Annotated in this window: 5 protein-coding genes and 1 pseudogene; 2 read left to right on the top strand and 4 right to left on the bottom strand. The window is 73.8% G+C overall.

What is annotated here, in order from left to right:
• The coding region (folP, locus tag B7767_RS13060; protein ID WP_085572335.1) for a dihydropteroate synthase at positions 1-718 on the bottom strand (718 nt) is incomplete at its 3' end.
• A 321-nt stretch (positions 719-1,039) separates the two neighbouring features.
• Here folP and B7767_RS13055 point away from each other — a divergent pair.
• The gene (locus B7767_RS13055) at positions 1,040-2,311 is read left to right on the top strand and encodes a hypothetical protein (protein WP_179167133.1); all 1,272 of its coding nucleotides are present in this window, start codon (positions 1,040-1,042) and stop codon (positions 2,309-2,311) included.
• Between the two features lie 476 nt (positions 2,312-2,787).
• Here the strand turns inward: B7767_RS13055 and B7767_RS13050 are convergent, their stop codons facing one another.
• Both B7767_RS13050 and B7767_RS13045 read right to left on the bottom strand, forming a co-directional pair.
• A complete protein-coding gene (locus B7767_RS13050; RefSeq protein WP_085572333.1) occupies positions 2,788-4,158 on the bottom strand; it encodes a PH domain-containing protein in 1,371 nt (456 codons plus the stop codon).
• Positions 4,155-4,685, bottom strand: coding sequence for a PH domain-containing protein (locus tag B7767_RS13045; protein WP_085572332.1), 531 nt, complete (start codon positions 4,683-4,685; stop codon positions 4,155-4,157). The genes B7767_RS13050 and B7767_RS13045 overlap by 4 nt, the downstream gene beginning before the upstream one ends.
• A gap of 31 nt (positions 4,686-4,716) precedes the next feature.
• Here B7767_RS13045 and B7767_RS13040 point away from each other — a divergent pair, with 31 nt between their 5' ends.
• On the top strand, positions 4,717-5,868 hold the full coding sequence (locus tag B7767_RS13040) for an NADH-quinone oxidoreductase subunit D (RefSeq protein WP_085572331.1): 1,152 nt from the start codon (positions 4,717-4,719) through the stop codon (positions 5,866-5,868).
• Here B7767_RS13040 and B7767_RS13035 read toward each other — a convergent pair.
• A pseudogene (locus B7767_RS13035) lies at positions 5,833-6,214 on the bottom strand (hypothetical protein); the annotation flags it as partial. The gene B7767_RS13040 and the pseudogene B7767_RS13035 overlap by 36 nt on opposite strands.

The raw sequence follows: 6,214 nt of genomic DNA, 5'->3' as shown, positions 1-6,214 counted from the left end.
GGGCCGCGCCGTCCGGACCGGCCAGGACACGGCCGAGGAACCGCTTGCGGGAGGCGGCGACGAGCACCGGGTGGCCGAGGGCCAGGACGCGGTCGAGGCGGGCGAGGAGGGCCAGGTCGTGGTCGGCGCCCTTGGAGAAGCCGAGGCCGGGGTCGACGATCACACGGTCGGCGGCGATCCCGCCTTCCAGGACGGCCTCCACGCGCGCGCGCAGTTCCCCGGCGACCTCCGTGACCACGTCGGCGTACACGCCCTCGATGTTGCCGCCCTCCAGGAAGCCGCGCCAGTGCATGACGACGAAGGGGGCACCGGCGGCGGCGACGACGGGGACCATGGCCGGATCGGCGAGTCCGCCGCTGACGTCGTTGACCAGGGCGGCGCCGGCCGTGAGGGACTGTTCGGCGACGGAGGCGCGCATGGTGTCGACGGAGACGGTGACGCCCTCGGCGGCGAGGCCGCGGACCACGGGGATGACGCGCTTGAGCTCCTCGGCCTCGTCGACGCGGGTGGCGCCGGGCCGGGTGGACTCACCGCCGACGTCGACCAGGTCGGCGCCCTGGGCCACCAGGTCGAGGCCGTGCTTGACGGCGGTCGTCGTGTCGAACCAGCGGCCGCCGTCGGAGAAGGAGTCGGGGGTGACGTTCACGACTCCCATGACCGCGCAGCGGTCCCAGTGAGGAAGGCCCGCGACCTGGCGGCGTCCGCTGTGGTTGTTCATATGTTCAGCGTAGGCCCGCGAGGGGCCGGGGTACGCCCCGGGCCGGGCGGGGCGTCCGGGGCCCGCGGGGTGCCGCGGAGGCTGTTCGGAGTCCCGGCGACGGCGTACGGACGGCTGCCCGGCGAGACGGTCGGGATGTGCGGAGTTCACCGGGCGGAGTTCGGCGGGCGGTTCACGGGGCAATGAATGATCTTGATAATTGGGCAATACGTCTATTCACGCGTGATGCGCGTTCCCTGATGCCCTGTGAAATCCTCGGCGTGGCTTTGTTTTTACGGGGCGGGGCACCATCATTCGCCTACGCGCGGTAAGTTTCTGGCCATGCCACGTGGACGTCACCGTCATTCCCCGCCTCTGCACAGGATGCTGCCCCCGTCGGCGATCGCAGGCGTGTCCGTCGTCTGCGCCCTGGGGCCCTGGGTGTTCACGCAACCGATGGTGCTTCGTGTCCTGGCCGCGGCCGCCGCGGTCACGGCGATCGCCGGCGCCGTCGTCATGCGGCACTGGGACGCCCAGGCGGGCAAACGCGTCGCCGAGCTCACGCGCGCGCGTGCGAGCGACGAATGGCGTTTCGAGGAGCGGGTCGCCGAACTGGAGTCCGACCTCGAGGAGTCGCGCGCGCTGCGGGCGAAACTGGAGCAGCGGTTGCGCGCCAAGCGCGCGGAACTCGCCGGGCTGCGCAACGAGCACGCGGCTCTGCTGCGGCGGTACGCCGCGTCGGAGGTCGACCGGGCGAGCGTTCTGGAGGAACGCCGGGTGCTCGAGATAGAGGCCGCGGTTCCGGTCCGCGCGCTGCCGGCGGGGCCGTCGGTGGCGCCCGACGACGTGGAGGTGCCGGAGCAGGCGGGGTCCGGGGCGGTGGAGCGGGACGAGGCCGTCGCCGAGGAGACGCCGGCGGCTCCGTCCGTCTTCTCGCCGGAGGGGTCGAAGCTGTTCCTGCGCGCCGGCGCGGCACTGGCGCGGCTCGCCGCGGACGCGGACGCCGTGGAGGACGGCGCCGACACGGACGTACGGACCGACGGGACGTCCGGGCAGGCCGACGACGACGCCCGGACCGGTGACACGCCGGAGGACGACGGCTCCCCGAAGGGCGACGACGCCCCCGAGGACCCCGAGGACGACGGCCCCGAGCCCACGAAGCGGCCCGAGCGGGAACCGGCGCAGGAGAACGGGGCCGAGGCCGAGGAGCGGACCGAGGCGGTCGACGAGCGCGAGCGTACGACCGCCGACTCCCCCGTGCCGGCGGCCCCTCCGGCCCAGTCCGTGCGGCAGCCCTCCGGGCACTTCACCGTGCCGACGGCGGTGGCGGTCGTGCCGCCGACCGCCTCGGTACGGCGGCCGGTGTCCGAGGGCGGCTTCGACTTCTTCGGGACGAAGAAGGAGACGGACGGCGCCGCCCTGGACACCGTCCAGAACGAGGACCTCGCCGACGTCGTCGGCCAGGAGGCGCTCGCGCTGCACAAGGCGGAGGCCGAGGCGCGGTTCAAGCCCGCCGACGAGGAGGCACGCGGCGTCGGCCAGGTCATCGACCTGACGGCACACGACGAGACGGAACACATCGACGTCGAGGACCTGCGCAGCGCGGTCTCCTGACCCACCGCACCAGCCGAACGGGCCCCGCGCTCACCGCGCGGGGCCCGTTCGGCGTTCCGGTGCGCCCGCGCGTGCGGGCGCTGCGGCGCCCACGCTGATCCGTTGCCCGCGGCCGAAAACGCACCCGCGCGCGTGCGATCGACGCGCCCTTCCCCCCGGGGGGCTTCTTCCGGTTGTGCCCGCGCGTGTGCGGGCGATGTCGTCCAGCGACAGGGGCGGGCTCCCACGGCCGGTACGCGTGGCCCTCGCACGTCGTCCCTCCCGGTGGCCCGGGTAGCTGCTCCTGCCTTCTGCGTACCGTCTGCCCCAGCGGTCCCGGCAGGTGTTTCCGGACCTGTGTGCCGTTGCCCCAGTGGCCCGGGCGGCCGTTCCCGCCCTCTGCGCGTCGCTCGTCCCAGCGGCTCCGGCAAGCCCGCTCCGCCCCTGTGCGTCGCCGGCCTCGGCAGCCCTGGCAGGCGTTCCGCCGGCGGTGCGGGTCAGGCCATCCAGCGGTCCGGGCGGGCGTCCCTGCGGCCGGTGCGGGAGCGTTCCGCCTGGGAGTGCAGGAGGGCCGCCGCCTCCGTGGCGTCCCGGAGGCGGGCCGTCACCGACTTGTTCGCGCCTGTGTCCACATGGACGTCCGCGACACCCCGGGCCCGCTGCCAGGGGCCCTGGACCAGCCGTACGCTCTGCACCTTGGCGTGCGGCACCAGGGACAGGCTGCGCCGCAGCAGCCCGTGGCGGGCGGCGAACACCGCGTCGGTGACGGCGAGTCCGTAACCCCGCCACCACAACGGAACGCACCACCGCGCGCGGCGCGGCGGCCGGGAGAGCGCCTCGCGCGGGGGCACGCTCACCCCGGGCAGCACCCGCGCGACGACCGACTCGGCGAGCTCGCGCGGAGCGACCGGCAGCAGCAGCGAGTTGGACGAACCCGCCACGTCCAGTTCCACCCGCACCCAGCCTCCCCCGCTCCCGGTTCCGCTCGAGCCGGGGGACCTCCATCGCCGCCACAGCAGCGGCTCGACCAGCCGTACGGTCTGCACGCGCCCCGGCGGCACCGTCTCGTGCGCCCGGTCCAGCAGCCCGTGGTCGATGCGCAGCCCGTCGGGCGACTCGCCCAGCGTCCAGTCGTACTCGGCGACGAACCGGCCCACACTGCTCGCGCCCGCGGCACCGAACAGAGGCACGGCCGCGGCGAGCACCGTCCACAGGCTGTGGGTGGCCGTCCACAACAGCGGCACCACCACGGCGGCGACGAGGAGCCAGCCCCAGGTCGCCCCGGTCAGCAGAAGGGAGACGGCGAGGACGCCCGGCGGCACCCGCAGTATCTCCCGGGACGGCGCCTCGCCCACCTCGTGCGCGGTCTCCGGCGCGAAACCCGCCGCCCGCGCGAGGAGTTCCGCGCGCAGGGCACGCGCCTCGCCGGCGCCCAGGAAGGCGAGCTCGTCCTTCTTGTCGGTGCCTATGACGTCGAGCCTCAGCTTCGCCACGCCCGCCACCCGCGCGAGCAGCGGCTGGGTGACGTCGATGGCCTGAATCCGCTCCAACCGGATGTGCGCGGTGCGCCGGAACAACAGCCCGGTCCGGATGCGCAGCTCGCTCTCGGTCACCGCGAAGTGGGTGAACCACCAGGTCAGGAAGCCGTAGAGGGCGGCGGCCGGGATGAGTACGGCGAGACCTGTCAGCAGGGTCGTCGTCGTCAGCCGGGACAGCTGGCGCTGCGCCTGGTCGGGGTCGTGCAGCGCCCACCCGATCAGCACCGCGACGGGCGCCCACGCCCGCCTGAGCGGCGTGACGGGATGCAGCCGCCTCTCGGTCACGGGCGGCCGGTCGCGTACGTCCTCGTGGACGCCGGGGGCCGTCACAGCCCCGCCGATCGGGCCTCGCCGAGCTCGGTGAGCCGGTCGCGCAGCCGCTCCGCCTCGGCCGGGTCGAGGCCGGGGATGGTGGCGTCGGTCGCCGCGGCAGCCGTGTGCAGCTGCACGCTGGCCAGCCCGAAGTGCCGTTCCACGGGCCCGGAGGTGACCTCGACCAGCTGCATCCGCCCGTACGGCACGACCGTCTCCTGACGCCACAGCACGCCCCGGCTGATCAGCAGGTCGTCGGCGCGCTCCGCGTACCGCCAGGAACGCCAGTTCCGCTCCAGCATCACCCAGCCCCAGATCAGCAGGGCCAGCGGCAACAGCGCGAAGGCGGCCCAGCCGGGCCCGGCCAGCAGCCCCGGCACCAGCGCGGTGGCCAGGGTCAGCAGCCCCAGCCACACCACCAGCAGCAGCCGCCGCATCCTCAGCAGCCCCGAGGGCAGCGCGATCCACGCCGGCTCCTCGCCGCCCCAGGCCGCCGGCCTGCCCGTTCCCGCTGTCCCCGTGTCGCGCGGGCTCCCCGTCTCCATGGGCCCAGCGTACGTAGGGGAGACTGTGTTCATGACTCCTACGACGGAGACCATGGTCGGTATCGGCGGCGCGGCGGAGAGCACCGACATGGTGCTCAACATCGGACCCCAGCACCCGTCCACGCACGGCGTGCTGCGGCTGAGACTCGTCCTGGACGGCGAGCGCATCGTCCGCGCGGAGCCCGTGATCGGCTACATGCACCGGGGCGCGGAGAAGCTGTTCGAGGCCCGGGACTACCGCCAGATCATCATGCTGGCCAACCGTCACGACTGGCTGTCGGCGTTCTCCAACGAGCTGGGCGTGGTCCTCGCCGTGGAACGGATGCTCGGCATGGAGGTCCCCGAGCGCGCGGTGTGGCTGCGCACGCTGCTCGCGGAGCTGAACCGGGTGCTCAACCACCTGATGTTCCTCGGCTCCTACCCGCTGGAGCTGGGCGGCATCACCCCGATCTTCTACGCCTTCCGGGAGCGCGAGGAGCTCCAGCACGTCATGGAGGAGGTCTCCGGCGGGCGCATGCACTACATGTTCAACCGCGTGGGCGGCCTCAAGGAGGACCTCCCGGCGGGATGGGCCGCACGCGCGCGCGGCGCCGTCGCCGACGTGCGCTCCCGCATGGACCGCTTCGACGACCTGGTGCTCGGCAACGAGATCTTCCGCGGCCGCACGCGCGGCGTCGGCGTGCTGTCGCCTCAGGCGGTGCACGCGTACGGGGTGAGCGGGCCGATCGCCCGCGCGTCCGGCGTCGACTTCGACCTGCGCCGCGACGAGCCGTACCTCGCCTACGGCGAACTGGGCGGCGTCCTGAAGGTGGTGACCCGCGCGGAGGGCGACTGCCTCGCCCGCTTCGAGTGCCTCCTGGAGCAGACCCACAACGCCCTCGACCTCGCCGACGCCTGCCTCGACCGGCTCGCCGAGCTGCCCCCGGGCCCGGTCAACCAGCGGCTCCCCAAGGTACTCAAGGCGCCCGAGGGGCACACGTACGCGTGGACCGAGAACCCGCTCGGCATCAATGGCTACTACCTGGTCAGCAAGGGGGAGAAGACCCCGTACCGGCTGAAGCTGCGCTCGGCGTCGTACAACAACATCCAGGCGCTCACCGAGCTGCTGCCGGGGACGCTGGTCGCGGACATGGTGGCGATCCTCGGGTCACTGTTCTTCGTCGTCGGAGACATCGACAAATAGGTCCCCCGCCTCCGCGATCCCCACCGGCTGCACCAGCCAGCCGAAGTCGCCGAGTCCGCCCGGCGCGGTGAGTTCGGAGGCTTCACCGGCGCCCGCGAGGGCGCGTACGTACCCGGCCGGGTCGGTGGACGCCAGCGCGAGCGGAGGGCGTGCGCCGCTGACGCCCAGAGCGCGCAGGGCGTCCCGCTGGGCCAGCAGGCGCGTGCCGGGGAGCGCGCAGGCCGCGGCGCACGCGTCCAGGGCCACATGCGCGGTGAGGTCGCACGTCCCGTCCGGCACGGGCGTCGTCTCCCGCCCCTCCCGGAACGCCGTGAGCGTCCCGAACGGCGGTCGCGCGGTGGCCGTG

The sequence above is a fragment of the Streptomyces sp. 13-12-16 genome (genome assembly GCF_002114215.1).
In the GTDB taxonomy this organism is placed as follows: Bacteria; Actinomycetota; Actinomycetes; order Streptomycetales; family Streptomycetaceae; genus Streptomyces.
This window is presented reverse-complemented; position numbering and strand designations above follow the sequence as displayed.

What these genes read in the sequence shown, in the direction of transcription:
- B7767_RS13055 (WP_179167133.1), top strand. Translation starts at nt 1,040, where the DNA reads ATGCCACGTGGACGTCACCGTCATTCCCCGCCTCTGCACAGGATGCTG.
- B7767_RS13045 (WP_085572332.1), bottom strand. Translation starts at nt 4,685, where the DNA reads ATGGAGACGGGGAGCCCGCGCGACACGGGGACAGCGGGAACGGGCAGG.
- B7767_RS13040 (WP_085572331.1), top strand. Translation starts at nt 4,717, where the DNA reads ATGACTCCTACGACGGAGACCATGGTCGGTATCGGCGGCGCGGCGGAG.